This is a genomic window from Campylobacter ornithocola, assembly GCF_013201605.1.
In the GTDB taxonomy this organism is placed as follows: Bacteria; Campylobacterota; Campylobacteria; order Campylobacterales; family Campylobacteraceae; genus Campylobacter_D; species Campylobacter_D ornithocola.
Genome location: NZ_CP053848.1, coordinates 944,533 through 959,021, shown reverse-complemented (window position 1 = coordinate 959,021; position 14,489 = coordinate 944,533). Strand labels below are relative to the sequence as shown.

The 14,489-nt window shown below is 29.2% G+C and carries 14 protein-coding genes; 9 read left to right on the top strand and 5 right to left on the bottom strand.

Features of this window, described 5'->3' with window-relative positions:
- The first annotated feature begins 29 nt into the window (after nucleotides 1–29).
- Nucleotides 30–1,238: a sodium/glutamate symporter gene (gene gltS, locus CORN_RS04970; RefSeq protein ID WP_066006500.1), complete on the top strand. Its 1,209-nt coding sequence runs from the start codon at nucleotides 30–32 to the stop codon at nucleotides 1,236–1,238.
- A 30-nt stretch (nucleotides 1,239–1,268) separates the two neighbouring features.
- Here gltS and nth read toward each other — a convergent pair whose 3' ends face one another.
- On the bottom strand, nucleotides 1,269–1,892 hold the full coding sequence (nth, locus tag CORN_RS04965) for an endonuclease III (RefSeq protein WP_066006502.1): 624 nt from the start codon (nucleotides 1,890–1,892) through the stop codon (nucleotides 1,269–1,271).
- A gap of 80 nt (nucleotides 1,893–1,972) precedes the next feature.
- On the opposite strand from nth, the gene CORN_RS04960 reads away from it, so the two are divergent.
- The 5 genes from CORN_RS04960 (at nucleotide 1,973) to CORN_RS04940 (ending at nucleotide 7,067) form a co-directional block, all read left to right on the top strand.
- Nucleotides 1,973–2,788, top strand: coding sequence for a peptidylprolyl isomerase (locus tag CORN_RS04960; protein ID WP_066006504.1), 816 nt, complete (start codon nucleotides 1,973–1,975; stop codon nucleotides 2,786–2,788).
- Complete coding sequence (fbaA, locus tag CORN_RS04955; protein WP_066006506.1) at nucleotides 2,788–3,852, top strand: class II fructose-bisphosphate aldolase; 1,065 nt, start codon at nucleotides 2,788–2,790, stop codon at nucleotides 3,850–3,852. Before CORN_RS04960 ends, fbaA begins: the two co-directional genes overlap by 1 nt.
- 75 nt (nucleotides 3,853–3,927) lie before the next feature.
- Nucleotides 3,928–5,259 (top strand): MotA/TolQ/ExbB proton channel family protein, encoded by a 1,332-nt coding sequence (locus CORN_RS04950; protein WP_066006508.1) that lies wholly within the window; start codon nucleotides 3,928–3,930, stop codon nucleotides 5,257–5,259.
- The gene (locus tag CORN_RS04945) at nucleotides 5,246–6,196 is read left to right on the top strand and encodes an OmpA family protein (RefSeq protein ID WP_066006510.1); all 951 of its coding nucleotides are present in this window, start codon (nucleotides 5,246–5,248) and stop codon (nucleotides 6,194–6,196) included. The genes CORN_RS04950 and CORN_RS04945 overlap by 14 nt, the downstream gene beginning before the upstream one ends.
- Nucleotides 6,183–7,067, top strand: a complete 885-nt coding sequence (locus tag CORN_RS04940; protein ID WP_094750258.1) for a 1-aminocyclopropane-1-carboxylate deaminase — start codon at nucleotides 6,183–6,185, stop codon at nucleotides 7,065–7,067. Before CORN_RS04945 ends, CORN_RS04940 begins: the two co-directional genes overlap by 14 nt.
- Here the strand turns inward: CORN_RS04940 and CORN_RS04935 are convergent.
- Complete coding sequence (locus CORN_RS04935; RefSeq protein WP_066006514.1) at nucleotides 7,038–8,402, bottom strand: sodium-dependent transporter; 1,365 nt, start codon at nucleotides 8,400–8,402, stop codon at nucleotides 7,038–7,040. The genes CORN_RS04940 and CORN_RS04935 overlap by 30 nt on opposite strands.
- Before the next feature lie 102 nt (nucleotides 8,403–8,504).
- On the opposite strand from CORN_RS04935, the gene CORN_RS04930 reads away from it, so the two are divergent.
- Complete coding sequence (locus CORN_RS04930; RefSeq protein WP_066006555.1) at nucleotides 8,505–9,680, top strand: NAD(P)/FAD-dependent oxidoreductase; 1,176 nt, start codon at nucleotides 8,505–8,507, stop codon at nucleotides 9,678–9,680.
- Here CORN_RS04930 and CORN_RS04925 read toward each other — a convergent pair.
- Together CORN_RS04925 and dsbD are read right to left on the bottom strand one after the other, a co-directional pair.
- Complete coding sequence (locus CORN_RS04925) at nucleotides 9,673–10,326, bottom strand: MOSC domain-containing protein (protein ID WP_066006515.1); 654 nt, start codon at nucleotides 10,324–10,326, stop codon at nucleotides 9,673–9,675. The two genes, CORN_RS04930 and CORN_RS04925, sit on opposite strands and share 8 nt — an antisense overlap.
- Entirely contained in the window at nucleotides 10,323–12,017 is a 1,695-nt protein-coding gene (dsbD, locus tag CORN_RS04920; RefSeq protein ID WP_066006516.1) for a protein-disulfide reductase DsbD, read from the bottom strand. The genes CORN_RS04925 and dsbD overlap by 4 nt, the downstream gene beginning before the upstream one ends.
- A 90-nt stretch (nucleotides 12,018–12,107) precedes the next feature.
- On the opposite strand from dsbD, the gene ppk2 reads away from it, so the two are divergent.
- Together ppk2 and CORN_RS04910 are read left to right on the top strand one after the other, a co-directional pair.
- The gene (ppk2, locus tag CORN_RS04915; RefSeq protein ID WP_066006517.1) at nucleotides 12,108–12,932 is read left to right on the top strand and encodes a polyphosphate kinase 2; all 825 of its coding nucleotides are present in this window, start codon (nucleotides 12,108–12,110) and stop codon (nucleotides 12,930–12,932) included.
- A gap of 27 nt (nucleotides 12,933–12,959) precedes the next feature.
- Complete coding sequence (locus CORN_RS04910) at nucleotides 12,960–13,724, top strand: amino acid ABC transporter permease (protein WP_066006557.1); 765 nt, start codon at nucleotides 12,960–12,962, stop codon at nucleotides 13,722–13,724.
- Here the strand turns inward: CORN_RS04910 and CORN_RS04905 are convergent.
- Nucleotides 13,721–14,485, bottom strand: coding sequence for a transporter substrate-binding domain-containing protein (locus CORN_RS04905; protein ID WP_066006518.1), 765 nt, complete (start codon nucleotides 14,483–14,485; stop codon nucleotides 13,721–13,723). The two genes, CORN_RS04910 and CORN_RS04905, sit on opposite strands and share 4 nt — an antisense overlap.
- Between the last annotated feature and the right edge of the window lie 4 nt (nucleotides 14,486–14,489).

Below are 14,489 nucleotides of genomic sequence, written 5' to 3'. Positions count from 1 at the left end.
AATGGATAAATCAAACAAAAAGGAGAAATATGAAATTTGATTTTTATGCAACCTTAGTTGCTATGGTTGCAGTATTGCTTCTAGGTGTTTTTGTTATTAAAAGGGTGAAATTCCTTCGAGATTATAATATTCCTGAACCTGTTGTTGGTGGTGGTATTGCTGCAATTATTCTTTTAATCTTACATAGTTCTTTTTCATTGGACATTAAATTTGATGAATCTATGAAAGATCCTTTAATGCTTGCATTTTTTTCAAGTATTGGTTTATTGGCTGATTTTGCTTCGCTTAAAAAAGGTGGTAAGAAATTAGCAATTTTTTTAGTTGTAGTTGTAGGTTTGCTTTTTGCTCAAAATATTGTTGGCATAGGTGTTGCAAGCGCTATGGGGCAAAATCCACTAATGGGACTTATAGCAGGTTCTGTTACAATGAGTGGTGGTCATGGTACAGGTGCAGCTTGGGCGGCTGAATTTATTAAAGAGCCTTATTTGTATTCTAGTGCAACTACCGTTGCGATTGCTTGTGCGACTTTTGGACTTATTTCAGGTGGTATCATAGGTGGTCCTGTTGCAAGATATTTGGTTAATAAGCATAAATTAGTGGTTCCAAAACAAAATGATGATAAAGATGCAATTTTAAATTTCCAATCTCCAGAAAAAGAAAGATTGATCACCCCTTCTTCTTTTATAGAGTCTTTAGCATTGATTGCTTTGTGTTTATTAATAGGTAGTGCTTTATCTACTTATATTAAAACAAATACAGGTTTTACTTTACCAACTTTTGTGTATTGTCTTTTTGTGGGTGTTGTTTTAAGAAATGTTTTATCAGCTACAAAAATTCACCATGTGTTTGATAGAGAAGTATCAGTTTTAGGTAATGTAAGCTTATCTTTATTCTTGGCTTTAGCGTTAATGACTATTAATCTTTGGGATCTAGTTACCCTTGCTTTACCAATGCTAGTAATTTTAGTAGTACAAGTTGCTATGATGGCTGCTTATGCTATATTTGTTACTTTTAGAGTGTGCGGGAAAGATTATGATGCAGCAGTTTTAGCGGCAGGACATTGTGGTTTTGGTTTAGGTGCTACTCCAACAGCTATGGTAAATATGCAAACTGTTACTAATCATTATGGTATGAGTCATATGGCATTTATTATTGTTCCTTTGGTAGGTGCATTTTTTATAGATATAGTAAATGCTTTAGTGATCAATGCTTTTTTGTACTTGCCATTTTTTCATTAAAAATGTTTAATCTAGCATTTTGTTGCTAGATTAATTTTTCTTATCTTTACTTTTGCATAAATGATTTAAAAAGCACTCTTTGCATAAAGGATTTTTAGCCTTGCAAGTATAGCGTCCAAAAAGTACCATGGCTTGATGAAGATAGTTTAGATTGTCTTTAAAAATTTTAGTTAAATCTTTTTCTGTCTCTTCAGGAGTTCTAGCCTTACTAAGATTAAGTCTGTGTGAAACTCTAAATACATGTGTATCTACAGCCATACAATTAGCTCCGCACCATTCAATCATAACAACATGTGCGGTTTTTTGTCCCACTCCTGCTAAACTTTTTAAATCTTGTTCATTCATAGGAATTTCACCGTTAAATTGTTCGCATACTGCCTTAGCCATTTTGATCAAATTTTGTGCTTTATTGTTATAAAATGAACAAGAGTTAATTAAAAGTTTTAAAGATGATAAATTTGCCTTGGCCAAATCTTGTACACTAGGGTAGGTTTTAAATAAATCCGGTGTGATGAGATTAACTCTTTTGTCGGTACATTGAGCTGAGAGCATAACACAAACTATAAGTTCGTAGGCATTATTAAAAACTAATTCTGTCTTTGCCTGTCCAAAATGTTGTAAAAATAATTCTTTGATTTCTAAATTTCTTTTCATAAAACTTATTGTATGTTAATCGGCTTTAAATAAAGTTTAGATATAATAAAATTAACAAAACTATTTCAAAGGAAAAAACAATGAAAAAAATTTCTTTAGTTGCTGCGGCTTTATTAACAGGTTTGAGTTTAAATGCTGCAGTGGTTGCAACTCTTGATGGAAACAATATTAGCGATACAGAAGTAAATGAATTTTTTGCTCCTATGTTAAGAGGTGCTAAAATCACTGATTTACCAGCTGAACAAAAAAAAGCAATTATTGATCAATATATCATTCAACAACTTGTATTAAAGGATGCTAAGGCTCAAAAAATTGAAAGCGATCCTTTATATAAAGAAGAATTAGAACGTGCCAAAGAAGCTATAATGGTAAATATCTACCAAAAGAAAATTTTTGATTCAATTAAAAATAATGATTCTAAAGCTAAAAAATATTATGAATCAAATAAAGATAAATTTACCAAACCAGCTCAAGTAAAAGCTAGACATATCTTAGTAACTGATGAAAAAGAAGCTAAAGATATCATAGCTCAGCTTAACAAGCTAAGCGGAAAAGCTTTAACAGACAAATTTGCTCAGCTTGCAAAAGAAAAATCAATAGATAAAGGCTCATCGGCTCAAGGTGGTGATCTTGGTTGGTTTGCTGAATCAACTATGGTAAAACCATTTGCAGATGCAGCTTTTTCCATGAAAAAAGGCACTATTTCTAAAACTCCAGTTAAAAGTGATTTTGGATACCATATTATCTTAAAAGAAGATGCAAGAGCAAAAAGTACTATGAGTTATAATGAAGTAAAAGCTGGTATTGAAGGAACTATCAAGATGGAAGAATTTAAAGAACTTATGACTAAAAAAGCTGAAGATCTTCGCAAAAAAGCAAAAGTGGAATATAAATAATGGGTGTATTAGATCTTGTCAAGCCAGGTGTTTTAAGTGGTGATGATCTAAATATCGTATATGATTATGCAAAAAAAGAAGGTTTTGCTATCCCTGCGGTGAATGTCGTAGGGACAAATTCTATTAATGCGGTTTTAGAAAGTGCTAAAAAAGTTAATTCACCTGTTATTATTCAGTTTTCAAATGGTGGGGCTAAATTTGTTGCTGGAAAATCTTGTCCAAAAGCTGATGTACTTGGCGCAATAAGCGGTGCAAGACATGTGCATTTAATGGCAAAAGCTTATGGAATTCCAGTGATTTTGCATACCGACCATGCTGCTAGAAAATTACTTCCTTGGATTGATGCTTTAATTGAAGCAAATATTGAGTTTAAAAAAGAAACAGGTAAACCTTTGTTTAGCTCTCATATGATTGATTTAAGCGAAGAGGACTTAGAGAGTAATTTGAGTACTTGTGAAAATTATTTAAAACAAATGTCTGAGCTTGGAATTTCTTTAGAGCTTGAGTTGGGATGTACAGGTGGTGAAGAAGATGGAGTAGATAATACTAATATTGATAATGCAAAATTATATACTCAACCCGAGGATGTAGCTTTAGCTTACGAGAGACTTTCCAAAATCAGTAATAGATTTTCAATTGCAGCTAGTTTTGGGAATGTACATGGGGTATATAAACCAGGTAATGTAGTTTTAAGACCAGAAATTCTTAAAAACTCTCAAAATTATGTAAAAGAAAAATTCAATCTCCAAGAAGAAAAACCGATTAATTTTGTTTTCCATGGTGGTAGTGGTAGCGATATAGAAGATATTAAAGCTGCGCTTAGCTATGGCGTGATTAAAATGAACATTGATACGGATACTCAGTGGGCTTTTTGGGATGGTGTCAGAGAATATGAATTTAAAAATAAAGCTTATTTACAAGGTCAAATAGGTAACCCAGAAGGTGATGATAAGCCAAATAAAAAATACTATGATCCAAGAGTATGGCTTAGAGCGGGTGAGGAAAGTATGATCAAACGTTTAGAATGTGCTTTTAGTGATTTAAATTGTATTGATAGAAACTAAGAGTTTTATAACTCTTAGTTGATTTTCCTGTGAAGATTTTAAATTTTTAGAGTAAAATTAACAAAGGTTTATGAAATGGAAGTTAAAACAGCTGATGAATTTTCTGATCTTGTATTGCCAGAAGGAAAGGGTAGTACAGGAATTATTGCTTACTTAAAAATTGTTTTTATTCCAACTATATTATACATTTTAGTACTTTTGGGATACTTTGGAAAGATTGATTTTAAAGTAGAATTACATAGTGTTGTAATGATAGGGATTATTTTTTTGATTGCATTGATTTTTGCAAGACATAGCGCTGATTATGCTTCAAGTATTTTTGAACAACAAAAAGATGAGTTTAAGCTTATATTAAAACGCTATATTATGAAACATTTTTTAGTTATAGGTAAAGAAACAAAATCAAATGCTAGTTTTGATGATTTTGCTTATGCTTATATGAAAGATTTAAGAAATGAAAACTTTGCTTCAGTAGGAGCAGCTATTTTTCCTATGCTTGGTATTTTAGGAACCTTTATAAGTATAGCCATGTCTATGCCAAATTTTAATTCAAGCGATACAGCAGGTTTAGAACAAGAAATTTCAGTTTTGTTAAATGGAGTTGGAACGGCTTTTTATGTATCAATTTATGGAATTTTTCTAGCACTTTGGTGGATATTTTTTGAAAAATATGGTAGTAGTAAATTTCAAAAACTCTTAAATCGTCAAAAAAACGCAACAAGCGATTTTTTTTGGTCAAAAGAAGAAATAGATAGAAAATATCTTCAAGAAAGTTTGCAGCATTTTGAAAAAATAGGAACTATTTTTGAGCATGTTAGCAATGAGGAATTTTTTAAAGAACTAGATAATACAATAGATAGAAAATTCAAAGTTTTTCAAGAGCTTGTTAATGCTGAAGAAAAAGCTGTTAGGCTTAGTAGTGAACATGTTAAGCAAACAATGAGTGATTTATCTAAAACTCAAAGAGAACAAAAAGATATTGTTAAAACTTATAGTGAAATTGCAAATGCAGTAAATATGTTAAATTCAAACATAAAAGATTTAACTTTAAGAATTTCAGAACAATACAATAGACTTTTAGATGTTAGTTCAGATAAAATTATGCATTTAGATAAAAGTGTGAGTGCTTTAGATGAAAAGGTAAATAATTTTTCTAATAATATAGAAAAATATCAAAATCTTATGCTTGATAATCAAACTAAACTTTTTGAGGGTTTTAGAGCAAGTATTATAGAGGGTATGCATACTTTCAAAGAAGCATATGAAGATGAAAAAAATATTGATGAAAAAATTTCACTAATGCAAGAATTTAAAGAAGAAAGCAAAGAACTAGATGCACAAACTACGCAAGTGATAGCAAAGCTTGAAAATCAAAAAGAAGATGAAACAATAGATGATAAAAAATAATTCCAATAACGAAGAGAATAATTTTTGGATTGCCTATGCTGACTTGATGGCAGGTTTACTTTTTGTATTTATTTTGCTTATTGGAGCTATAGTCGTTAAGTATGTTTTAACTCAAAGTGATTTGCAAATTATAAAAGAAAATTTACAAAAACAAGAAGAACGTTTAAGAGAGAACAAAGAAGAATTAAGTCAAAAAGAAGATATTTTAAAAAATCTTAGTCAAAAACTAAACAATACTTCAAATACACTTGATGATATTAGCAAGCAAAAGCAAGCTTTAGAGGCTAATATTACTAAGCTTAATCAAGATTTGAATTTAAGTTTAGATGAAAAAGATCAACAAATTTTTGCTTTACTTGAAAGATTAAACAAAAAAGATGAAGAGATTAAAGAGTTAGAGCGTAATTTTGATGATGTAAAATTTAAAATCAAAGAACTAGGTTTAATCAAGGAAAATACTATCAAAAATCTTCAAGCAAAATTTGATACTAACATTACTCTAGATTCTAATTCAGGTGCTATAGTTTTACCCTCTGAAGTGCTTTTTGATACAAATTCTTTTACCTTAAAAGCTCAAGCAAAAGAAAACTTAAAAGCTATATTAACACAATATTTTGATAGTATTTTAAAAGATGAAAATATTCTAAATAGTATAGAAAATATAGTGATAGAAGGACACACAGATAGTTCTGGATCTTATATATATAATCTTGATTTATCGCAAAAAAGAGCTTATGCTGTGATGAGTTTTATACACTCATTTTACAAAGATCCAAGGTTGCAAAAGCTTCTAATGGCAAGTGGTAGATCGTATTCTGATGTAATTATGAAAGATGGTAAAGAAGATAAAGAAGCAAGTCGCAGAATAGAGATTAAGTTTAATATTAATACAAACAATGCTTTGGAAAAGGTTGAAAAATACCTTGATAGTAAGTAGAATCGATACTTTAAAATATAAAGATTTTGAATTTTTATTAAAAAGAGATGATTTACTTGGTTATATCAATGGAAATAAGGCTAGAAAACTAGCCTTATTTGAAAAAAATAAACATTTATTTAAAAAAGGACAAAGATTTATCTCATTTGGATCTTCTCAAAGTAATGCTTTGGTTGCTTTGGCTAAGTTTTGTTATAAGAATGATTTTTCACTTGTCTTTGTTTGTGAAAAAATGAGTTCTTTTTTAAAAGAAAATCCCCATGGAAATTTAGAATTTGCATTAAAACATAATGTTGAGTTGGTAGAAAATGTAAGTTATCTTACAAGAAGGTTGCAAGCTTTGGATTTAAAAAAAGATGATGATATTTTCATTGAAGAGGGTGTAGCTATAAAAGAGGCTGAATTTGGATATAAACAACTAGCCTTAGAGCTTAGTGAGCAGTTAAGTGAAAATGTAAGCATTTTTTTGCCTTCAGGTACAGGAACTTCTGCTACTTTTTTAGCCAAACATAGTAAATTTAAAGTTTTTACTTGTGCTTGTGTGGGAGATAATGAGTATTTAAAGGAGCAGATATTAACTTTAGATCCAAGTTACGATTTTAGCAATTTAACCATATTAAATCCGCCTAAAAAATATCATTTTGCTAAACCCTATTTGGAATTTTATGAGTTTTATCAAGATTTAAAAAAAGAATGTGGAGTGGAGTTTGATTTGCTTTATGATATGGTAGGTTTTAAAACACTACTGGCTCATAAAGAACGGATTGATGGAAAAATCTTATATATCCATCAAGGAGGTCTTGAGGGAAATATAAGCATGCTAAAGCGTTATGAGTATAAATTAAAAAATACCAAAATAAAAAATCACTAAAATAATCAAAGGTATGATGAATTTAACATAATAATACCATAGTTTAAAAATACTTCCTTTTAAGGCATTTTGATTAGAAAGTTCATAGATAGAGTCTTTCTTTAGTATCCAACCTACATAGATACAACAAAAAAATGCAGTTAAAACAAAGAATATATTTCCACTAATAAAATCAAAACTATCAAAAATATTTTTCCCTTTGATGATAGTAATATCTTTTAAAGGACCATAAGTGAGTATACAAGGTAAATTTCCTAGTAGAAAAATACTTCCAAGTGTTAGATTAATAGCGGTGTTTTTAGCTAGTTTAAATTTTTCCTCTAAAACGCTAATGATCACTTGATAAATTGGTAAGCTTGTGGTAAGTGCGGCAATGATTAAAAGCAAAAAGAAAAATACACAAATTACGCTTCCAAAAGGTATATGCGAAAAAGCAACAGGTAAAGTTTTAAAGACCAAAGATGGTCCACTATCGGGAGTTAAACCTGCGCTAAATAAAGCTGGAAAAATCATAAAACCAGCAAGTACTGCTATAAGGGTATTTAAAATTCCAGTATAAACAGAAGTTTTAATTAAATTCTCATTTTTTTTAAGATGAGATGATAGGGTTATCATTACACCAAAACCTAAAGATAGAGCAAAAAATACTTGACCTAAAACATCTATAAATAACTTAGGAGTTATTTTAGAAAGATCAGGGGTAAGATAAAATTTTACACCTTCACTTGCTCCTTCAAGTGTTAAGTTACGTGCAACGACTATCAAAAGACAGATAAACAAAAATGGCATAAGATATTTTACTGACTTTTCTATGCCATCAATTACACCTTTTTTTAAGATGATCCAATTAATTATTACGAATATAGTAGTAAAAATTCCTATTAATAAAGGATTGTTTTCTATGGTTGAGTTATAAAAATCACTTGTATATTGAGCATTAATAGGACTTGAAATATTAAAATCTCCTATAATAATTTTAAAAATATAAGCTAAAACCCATCCACCTATTACCATATAATAAGCCATAATCCCAAAACTACCCAAAAGCCCCATATAGCCAACACCTTGCCAAGAATTAGATATCTTGATCCCATCGCTTGTTTTTCCACCAAAGGCATCGACTGAATTTAACATTCTACGTCTTCCTATGACATTTTCAACTAAAATCACAGGAATTCCTATGAAAATCATTGCTATACAAAAGGCTAAAACATAAGCACCACCCCCATTTTCACCTACTAGATATGGAAAACGCCAAGTGGCTCCAAAACCAATAGTCGCTCCTGCTACTGTAAGGATATAAGTTAGCGTATTGCTCCAAGTTTGTCTTTGCATACTTTTTCCTTGTTAAAATTAAATAAAAAATATTTTAAGATAAAAAATAATACCATTATGCCAAATTTTTATTTATTTTTTTATCAAATTAAAGGAAAATCCATGCAAAAGAAGAAAATTTTATTTTTAGGAGCCGGTTATGCTACTTTATCGGCCATAAAAGCTTTACCTGATGAGTTTTTTGATAAAACACAAGTTAGTTTAATTAATAATAATTCTTATCATTATCATACTATTTTATTACACAAAGTGGCTTCTAATGAAGATATTGATAGTTCAAAATATAATCTTTTGCCTTTATTAAACTCAAAAGTTAATTTCATTCAAGATGAAGTTTTAAAAATTTCTAAAGATAAAGTATTTACTAAAAATAATGAATTTGGTTTTGATATTTTAGTATGTGGACTTGGTTTTACTAAAGAAACTTTTGGTATTAAGGGTATGCAAGAATATGCTTTGAGTATAGATAATTATGAAAATGCTTTAAAAGTTAATGAAATCATATATGAAAAGATAAATAATTATAAAATAACTCATAATGAAGATGATTTAAAAATCATAGTTTGCGGTGGAGGTTTAAGTGGGGTTGAATTTATAGCTTCTTTGGCTAAAGAGCTTAAAATCTTTTGTCAAAAAGAGCAAATTGCTTATGAAAAATTAGAACTTTCTATTATTGAAGCTATGGATCAAATTTTACCAATGTTTGATAAAAACTTAGCTTTAAAGGCAAAGCAAAGATTGGAAGCACTTGGTGTAAAAGTATATGAAAAATCTAAAATTATAGAATGTGAAAAAAATGGCATAAGACTTGATGGAGGAGAATTTATTAAAGCTAATACCATCATTTGGACTGCAGGAGTTAGAGGTAGTGGTGTTATAGAAAATAGTACAGATTTTCCTAGCGTAAGATCACGTATAGAAGTTGATGCTTTTATGCATCCTTTAAATGCAGAAAACGCATCAAAATATTTTTTTATAGGTGATAATAGTTTGTTTAAAAATCCTAAAACCAACACCCCTTATCCTCCAACTGCTCAACTTGCGTTAAGAGAAGGAGCTTATGTGGCAAAAGCTTTAATGGCTATGGTTGATGAAAATGAATTCAAACAAGAATTTTCTTTTATTAGTGGAAATACAGTTTGCTCTATTGGAAATGATTATGCAGTTGGCACGGTTTTACATAAACCTATAAGTGGATTTTTAGCAATTAAACTCAAAATTTTTATAGAAAAGCTATGGCAATATCAGCTTATAGGAATTAAAGGTTTTTTTAAATAAACATGTAAGAATTATCATAAGTATGATTTAATCTAGCATAAATACTTTCTTTCCATCCTTTTGCTAGGGTGGAAATTTTTTCTAATTTTTCTAAAGAGTTTAAATTTTCAAAAGGATTGAAAAATAATTGATTTAATTCCATAATACTTAAGTCGGTTTTATCTTTTTGTAAAATTTTGATTTTCTCATTTTTATTTATTATTCCTTCTTTTAAAACTCTATAGTACCAGCCTGTTTTTCCACTTTTAAAAATTTCTTGAGTAAAATTTGAGTACTTATGTATGCTAGAAATCTTGAAACAAGGTTTGCGTGGTTGACTTACTTGTAAAATACAAGTACCGATTTCATGTATATCTCCACAGCAAACTTTATTTTCATCTAAACCTTCAATACTTAAATTTTCTCCCATTTCTCCAAAATTTAAGTATTTGTTTAAATAATTATTCCATAAAGTATAATTTTGAACACTATTTGCAAAAACAACTTTTTCCAAATTTCCATGATGAATTTTATCAGCTATTTCGTTATCAAGAATACGATCTACATAGATTTGTAAAGAATTTAAATAGATATCTTTAATAAAAGCTGAATGAAATGTGTTGTAATTTTTGATTTTGCCAATTTGTAAAGATTTAATGGAACTCATCGGGGAACTTTATTTAAAAAATCATTTGCATCTACATAGCCTATAATACGTCCTTTTTCTTCACTTTTATCAAAAAATATTATTACAGGAGGTCCAAAAACTCCAAATTCTTTCATAAGGGCTAAATCTTCTTGGGTATTGTGTGTTATATCTGCTTTTAAAAGGGTGTAGTTAGCAAGTAAATTTTTTACCTTAATGTCTTTAAAAGTATATTCTTCTAAAAGTTTACAGTTCTCACACCAAGTGGCTGTAAATTCAAGCATGATGGGTTTGGTTGAATTTTGTAATTCTTGTTCAAGTTCTTTTAAATTTTTAATTGTTTTAAAATTTAAACTAGGACCATTTTCTTTTATAGCAAGATTAAACTCAAGAGGTTTTAGCAAGCTTTTTGAACCCATTGAGCCACCTAAAATTAGACTTAAACTATAAGCTAAAACTAAAATCATACTTGCTTTTTTAAATTTATCAAAATTAGTTTTTGCTTCATCAAATAAACCCATAAAACTAGCAAAAAATACCCCTATAACACCATAAAGTATTAAAACGATATTTGCACTAAGTATTCTTTCTAGCATCCAAACTGCCATGATGAGCATGATAAAACCAAAGAAAATTTTTACTTTAAGCATCCAAGCTCCACTTTTTAAAAAGCTTCCTCCAAGTCCTATTAAAAGTAAAGGCACGCCCATACCAAAACTCATTGCAAATAATGAAAGTCCTCCTAAAAAGACATCTCCGCTGTTTGTAATGTAAAGCAAGGCTCCTGCTAAAGGTGCAGCCACGCAAGGTCCTACAATAAGAGCTGATAAAAATCCCATGATGGCTACGCCAAAAACACCGTTTTTACCTTCTATTTTTTTATTAATAAAATTTTGAAATTTAAGTGGAAGTTGTAATTCATAAAGTCCAAACATAGAAAGCGAGAGTAGTATAAAAATACTAGCAAAAGTAATGATAATCCAAGGCTGTTGTAATAAACCCTGCACGTTAGCTCCTGCAAGTCCTACCAAAGCTCCTGCTATAGCATAAGCTAAAGACATAAAAAAGACATAGATAAAAGATAAATAAAAGCTATGTTTTTTAGATGGTTTATCTTTAAGCTTCATAGCAATTAATGAAGAAAGAATAGGAATCATCGGTAAAATACAAGGAGTAAGTGCTAGCAACAATCCATAGCCAAAAAAAGTTAAAAGAGTGATGAATATATTTTGCGTGCTTAAATCATTAGCAATTTGCTCATCTTCATTTTGATTTTTAAACTGATCTTTAGTTGAGTTTATAGTATAAATTCCATTCTGTTTATTTAGCTTATAGTTTACATATACAGGGCGATAACATAAACCTTCTTCTGAGCAACCTTGATAAGTTAAGGAAAGTTTTGCTTTGTTGTTTTTAACAAAATCATTTAATAATAATTGAGGTATAAAAAGTTCAAGTTGGCTAAAAATTACCTCTTTATCTTCTCTAGTTTGAGTTGGTGGAAAATTTAATAAAGAAGTGATATCGTTTGAGTCTAATTCCACTTTGATTTGATCTTTATAAAGATAAATTCTATCTGCAAGATTAATTTTTAAAAAAATTCCTTGGTTATTACTATAAGAATTAAGCTTGAAGGCTTCGTTGAGTGATAAAACTCCATTATTGGCAAAAATGAAATTAAAAAAAAATAAAAATACTATTAAAAAACGCATTTTTTCCTCAAAAATAAAATAAATAATATGATATTTTACTTATTTGTGGTAAATTTAAGTTAATAATTATCCTAAATTAAGAGGTTTACGATGGATAAAAAATTTACTCTCATCAAGATAAAAAAATCAACTCTTGAGTATGAAAGCGAGCTTAAAAGATTACAAATTGAACTTTTAAAATTTCAAAACTATGTTAAAGATAAAGGTTTAAAAGTTTTAATTTTAATCGAAGGACGTGATGCTGCAGGAAAAGGTGGTGCTATTAAAAGATTAATTGAACATTTAAATCCTAGAGGTTGTCGCGTGGTAGCACTTGAAAAACCAAGCGATGTAGAAAAAACTCAGTGGTACTTTCAGCGTTACGTGACACATTTGCCCGCTGCTGGTGAAATAGTAATTTTTGATAGATCTTGGTATAATAGAGCAGGAGTTGAACCTGTTATGGGGTTTTGTACTCCAAATGAGCACAAAAAATTCCTACGCGAAGTAGCTTCTTTTGAAGAAATGTTACTTGATAGTGGGATTTTATTTTTCAAGTTTTATTTTTCTGTCTCTAAACAGGAACAAAAAAGGCGTTTTGAGCAAAGAAGAAAAGATCCTCTTAAGCAATATAAACTTTCTCCTGTTGATGAGAAATCACAAGAATTATGGGATAAATATACTCTAGCAAAATATTCTATGCTTTTGGCATCAAATACCCCAAAATGTCCTTGGGTGATCATCAATTCAGATAATAAGAAGAAGGCAAGAATAAATTTATTTAAATATTTATTAAATATTTTGAAATATCCAAATAAAATTAAAAACAAATACTTTAAATATGACAAAAATTTAGTACGTAGTGGCGAGGAAGAAATTCGTAAAATGGAGCTTAGTTTAAATGATGAAAAACTTAAAAAATTTGATAAACAATAAAGGATAAAATTGAACCATCTTTTTATAATGCATTGTAAATTCAACGAGCGTAAAAAAATCAGTCTAAAGATATTTATAATCAATGCATTTTTATTGGCATTTTTATTATTTTTATTTTTTTATTTATCTTTTTTAAGTGCTAGCTATAATTTTGATTTTAGAGCTATTTTTGAATATAAAGATAAAATGGTGCAAGGTTTTTTTGTAACTTTCCTTATTAGTATTTTATCTTTGGTTGTGGGTGTAATTTTTGCGTTGATTTTATGCTATATGAGTCTTTGTAAAATTGTGCTTTTTAACATGTTTGCAAGGATTTTTATAGAGCTTATTAGAGGAACACCTTTACTTGTACAAATTTTATTGATTTATTATATTTTTGCTGATAATTTAGGACTTGATAATCGTTATGTTTGTGGAGTTTTGATTTTAGCTTTATTTGCTAGTGCTTATATTTGTGAGATATTTAGAGCAGGAATTTTAAGTGTAAATAAAATACAATATGAAAGTGCTAAGGCTTTGGGCTTGAGTGAATTTGAAATTTATAAAAGTGTAATTTTTCCCCAAGCTTTAAAAAATATCTTAGCACCTTTAAGTGGGCAATTTAGTAATTTAATCAAAGATAGCTCGCTCTTGAGTGTGATAGCCATTTCAGAGCTAACTCAAAATGCTCAAGAAATCAATGCTTTTACCTTTTCTACTTTAGAAATTTACATTCCTTTAGCACTTTGTTATTTAGTTTTAACTTTACCCATTTCCATGTTTTCAAGAAAGCTTGAAAAGAGTTTTTCTTAAAAGAAAAACTCAAGGTTTTGTTCTTTAAAAACTTCTTTTATATCTTTTAGATATTTTTGACTTAGTTTGTCAAAAAAGCCATTTTCTTTAGATTTTAAAATAAATTCATTGAGCTCTTCTTTTAGTTTGGTATTGTTTTTATTTAAAGCTATAGCCCATTGTTCAGGAGTTTTTTCAAAAGGAGTGAAAATAGCTTTGGTTTGTTCAGGATGTTTTTTCCATGCCTTATAAATACTCATCTGATCATAAATAAAAGCATCAGCTTTAGCTTGAATGACTTCCAAAATAGCTGCGTTTTCTTTATCAAATACTAAGATTTTTGCATTTTTAAGGTTTTTTTGAGCATACAAATGTGCACTTGACCCTCTTTTTAAAGCAAGGATTTTTCCTTTTTGGTTTAAATCTTCTATGGAATTAATATTTGATTTTTTAGCACTTAATATTGCTAAATTTGCCTTAGCATAAGGTATAGTGAAATCTATTACTTTTTTTCTTTGCTCACTTATACTCATAGAAGACATAATTAGATCTATTTTTTGAGTTTTTAAAGCAGGTATAAGCCCATCCCAAGCTATGTTTTGAATTTTTAAATCATAGTTTTTTTCTTCAGCAAAGGCTTGTAAAAACTCTACGCTAATGCCACTTGGATTACCTTTAGTATCACTCATTTCAAAAGGAGGATAAGCCAACTCCATACCCACGATTAATTCTTTTGCATTGAGTGTAAAAAACAACGCAAACAGTAAAATAATTTTTTTCATGTTT

What these genes read in the sequence shown, in the direction of transcription:
- gltS (WP_066006500.1), top strand. Translation starts at nt 30, where the DNA reads ATGAAATTTGATTTTTATGCAACCTTAGTTGCTATGGTTGCAGTATTG.
- nth (WP_066006502.1), bottom strand. Translation starts at nt 1,892, where the DNA reads ATGAAAAGAAATTTAGAAATCAAAGAATTATTTTTACAACATTTTGGA.
- CORN_RS04960 (WP_066006504.1), top strand. Translation starts at nt 1,973, where the DNA reads ATGAAAAAAATTTCTTTAGTTGCTGCGGCTTTATTAACAGGTTTGAGT.
- fbaA (WP_066006506.1), top strand. Translation starts at nt 2,788, where the DNA reads ATGGGTGTATTAGATCTTGTCAAGCCAGGTGTTTTAAGTGGTGATGAT.
- CORN_RS04950 (WP_066006508.1), top strand. Translation starts at nt 3,928, where the DNA reads ATGGAAGTTAAAACAGCTGATGAATTTTCTGATCTTGTATTGCCAGAA.
- CORN_RS04945 (WP_066006510.1), top strand. Translation starts at nt 5,246, where the DNA reads ATGATAAAAAATAATTCCAATAACGAAGAGAATAATTTTTGGATTGCC.
- CORN_RS04935 (WP_066006514.1), bottom strand. Translation starts at nt 8,402, where the DNA reads ATGCAAAGACAAACTTGGAGCAATACGCTAACTTATATCCTTACAGTA.
- CORN_RS04930 (WP_066006555.1), top strand. Translation starts at nt 8,505, where the DNA reads ATGCAAAAGAAGAAAATTTTATTTTTAGGAGCCGGTTATGCTACTTTA.
- CORN_RS04925 (WP_066006515.1), bottom strand. Translation starts at nt 10,326, where the DNA reads ATGAGTTCCATTAAATCTTTACAAATTGGCAAAATCAAAAATTACAAC.
- dsbD (WP_066006516.1), bottom strand. Translation starts at nt 12,017, where the DNA reads ATGCGTTTTTTAATAGTATTTTTATTTTTTTTTAATTTCATTTTTGCC.
- ppk2 (WP_066006517.1), top strand. Translation starts at nt 12,108, where the DNA reads ATGGATAAAAAATTTACTCTCATCAAGATAAAAAAATCAACTCTTGAG.
- CORN_RS04910 (WP_066006557.1), top strand. Translation starts at nt 12,960, where the DNA reads ATGCATTGTAAATTCAACGAGCGTAAAAAAATCAGTCTAAAGATATTT.
- CORN_RS04905 (WP_066006518.1), bottom strand. Translation starts at nt 14,485, where the DNA reads ATGAAAAAAATTATTTTACTGTTTGCGTTGTTTTTTACACTCAATGCA.